3 protein-coding genes are annotated in these 2294 nt (G+C 66.5%); all 3 read left to right on the plus strand.

What is annotated here, in order from left to right:
* On the plus strand, window positions 1-242 hold a 242-nt coding region (locus tag KDH09_19310), incomplete at its 5' end, for a YmdB family metallophosphoesterase (GenBank protein ID MCB0221855.1).
* A 68-nt stretch (window positions 243-310) separates the two neighbouring features.
* The gene (locus KDH09_19315; protein MCB0221856.1) at window positions 311-1363 is read left to right on the plus strand and encodes a DUF2961 domain-containing protein; all 1053 of its coding nucleotides are present in this window, start codon (window positions 311-313) and stop codon (window positions 1361-1363) included.
* Window positions 1364-1382: 19 nt separating this feature from the next.
* On the plus strand, window positions 1383-2063 hold the full coding sequence (locus KDH09_19320) for a DsbA family protein (protein ID MCB0221857.1): 681 nt from the start codon (window positions 1383-1385) through the stop codon (window positions 2061-2063).
* Window positions 2064-2294 lie beyond the last annotated feature (231 nt).

The raw sequence follows: 2294 nt of genomic DNA on the forward strand, positions 1-2294 counted from the left end.
CCGACGAGCGCGTGCTGCCCGGCGGCACCGCCTACCTCACCGACGCCGGCATGACCGGCCCCTACGACTCGGTCATCGGCATGAAGAAGGAAGCCTCACTCCGGCGCTTCCTGACCGGCATGCCCAGCCGCTACGAGTGCGCCAAGAACGACGTGCGCCTTTGCGGCGCCATCGTCGATATCGATGAAGAAACCGGTAAGGCCCGGGGCATCGAGCGCGTCAATATCCCGCTTCCGGGCTGATCGCGGCCGGGTTGCACCGGTTCTGAGTGCTGTTCACACTTGTTCCATCCTTTGCGGGGAGGGGACTTGTGGACTTTCTCTATCCATCCACCGAGCGGCGCGGCCGCTGCGTTCAGCTCACCAGCTATGACAAGGGGCCGCTGCGGTGGATGCCGGGAATACTCGCGGACTGGTCGCGAAGGTGCGTGGTACTGCGTCCGCGCCAGACGCACGAGGCCGCTGCCGTCGAGGGCGCCGGGCTGCTCACGCGGCTCTTCGTGGCCTTTCCAAACCGGATCCGGCCCTCGCTGCTTCGCGAGGTCGTCATGCGCATCTACTGGGACGGGGATGAACACCCGGCCATCGAGACGCCCGTCGGTGATTTCTTCGGCATTCACCACCAGACCTGGCGGCAGTACGATTCGCGCTTTCTGAGCGTCGTCTCCGGCGGCATGGTGTGCACCGCGCCGATGCCCTTTGCGAAGGGTTTTCGCATCACCTTCACCCAGGACGGCAACATTCCGCTGCCGCTCTTCTTCTATGGCATGGGCTACTACGAACTCGACGAGGCCGATGTCTCCCCGCTCCGCTTTCGCGCCCAGTGGCGGCGCGAGGCGCTGGCCGAAAAGCACCGCCCCTATACTTTCCTCGAAACCGACGGCAGCGGGCTCTACCTGGGCCTGCATCTGTCCACGCGCAACCGCGATGCCTGGCTGCTGCGCGCGCCGTGGACGTGGATGCTCCCGCGCGGACTGGGCTTGGGACAACTCGAGGGCTGGGAAGAACTCTACATCGACGGCGAGAACGAGAGCCGCCACAGCGGCACCGGACATGAGGAATACTTCAACACCGGCTGGTACTTCTCCGACGGTGCCTTCACCGGCATCGATCATGGCGTGCTCGAGCGCAGCTACCGCACCGGGCGCACCGCCTCTTATCGCTACCACTGGCGCGACCCGCTCGCGTTCAGGGAGAGCTTCCGCGGCATCATCCATCACGGGATGAACGACGTCATTCCGGCCGAGTATGCGAGCACCGCCTACTGGTACCAGAAGGGTCCGGCGGGTGGCGGCTATTCGATTCCGCCTGTGGAGGGGCGCGTGCCGCGCGTGCGCGACCGGGGGCGCAAAGTGTTCTATTGAGCCGGCGGAGGAATCCCTCATGAAAGAGTTTGCGCCCGTCCGGATCGACTATTTCTCCGACATCCTGTGCGTGTGGGCCTACGTCTCGCAGGTTCGTCTCGACGAATGCTCCACGCGCTTTGCAGGCCGGATCGCCCTGCACGAGCACTTCATTCCCGTCTTTGGCGACGTTCCCGGAAAGATGGCGGCGAGCTGGGAGAGCCGCGGCGGGGTTGCCGCCTACGCCGCCCACGTGCGCGAAGTGGCCGCGCGCTTCCCCCACGTTGAGGTGAGCGAGCGGGCCTGGGTCGAGAACACGCCGCAGTCCTCGGCGCCCGCACATCTGCTGGTGAAGGCCGCCCAGCTTCTCGAGTCCGACGATGGCGCGCAATGCCCGCCCTCGCCCGAGCTGGCCTGGGCCCTCCGGCTGGCGTTTTTCCGCGACGCCCGCGACGTCAGCGCGCGCGGCGTGCTGCTCGACGTGGCGGGGGCCGCCGGCTTCGATCCGGCTGCGCTGGCCGCCCGGCTCGACTCGGGAGAGGCGATGGCCGCCTTGTGCGCGGACGCCGAGCTACAGAGCAAGCACCTCATTCAGGGCAGTCCCACCCTGCTGCTCAACGAGGGCCGGCAGAAGCTTTACGGAAACGTGGGCTACCGCGTGATCCAGGCCAACGTCGAGGAGCTGATCGCGCGACCCGGCGACGTGGCGAGCTGGTGTTGAGCCGCGCTCTTGGCATGGGGCGGCCCCTCCGCTATTGCTAGCGGGCGCCCGGCCACATCGCCGGGCGGCGGAAGACCCCAATGAGCAAGCTCGTCAAAGACTTCGAGGCCCAGTGGAAGGCCATCACCCGCGGCGCGGTGGACGTCATTCCCGAGAAGGATCTGCGCAAGAAGATTCAGCACGCGATCGACACGGATACGCCGCTTCGTATCAAGGCGGGTTTCGACCCCA

The organism is Chrysiogenia bacterium, from assembly GCA_020434085.1.
In the GTDB taxonomy this organism is placed as follows: Bacteria; JAGRBM01; JAGRBM01; order JAGRBM01; family JAGRBM01; genus JAGRBM01.

Bases quoted from the DNA above. Each gene is read 5' to 3' on its own strand.
- KDH09_19320 (MCB0221857.1), top strand. From the start codon at position 1,383: ATGAAAGAGTTTGCGCCCGTCCGGATCGACTATTTCTCCGACATCCTG.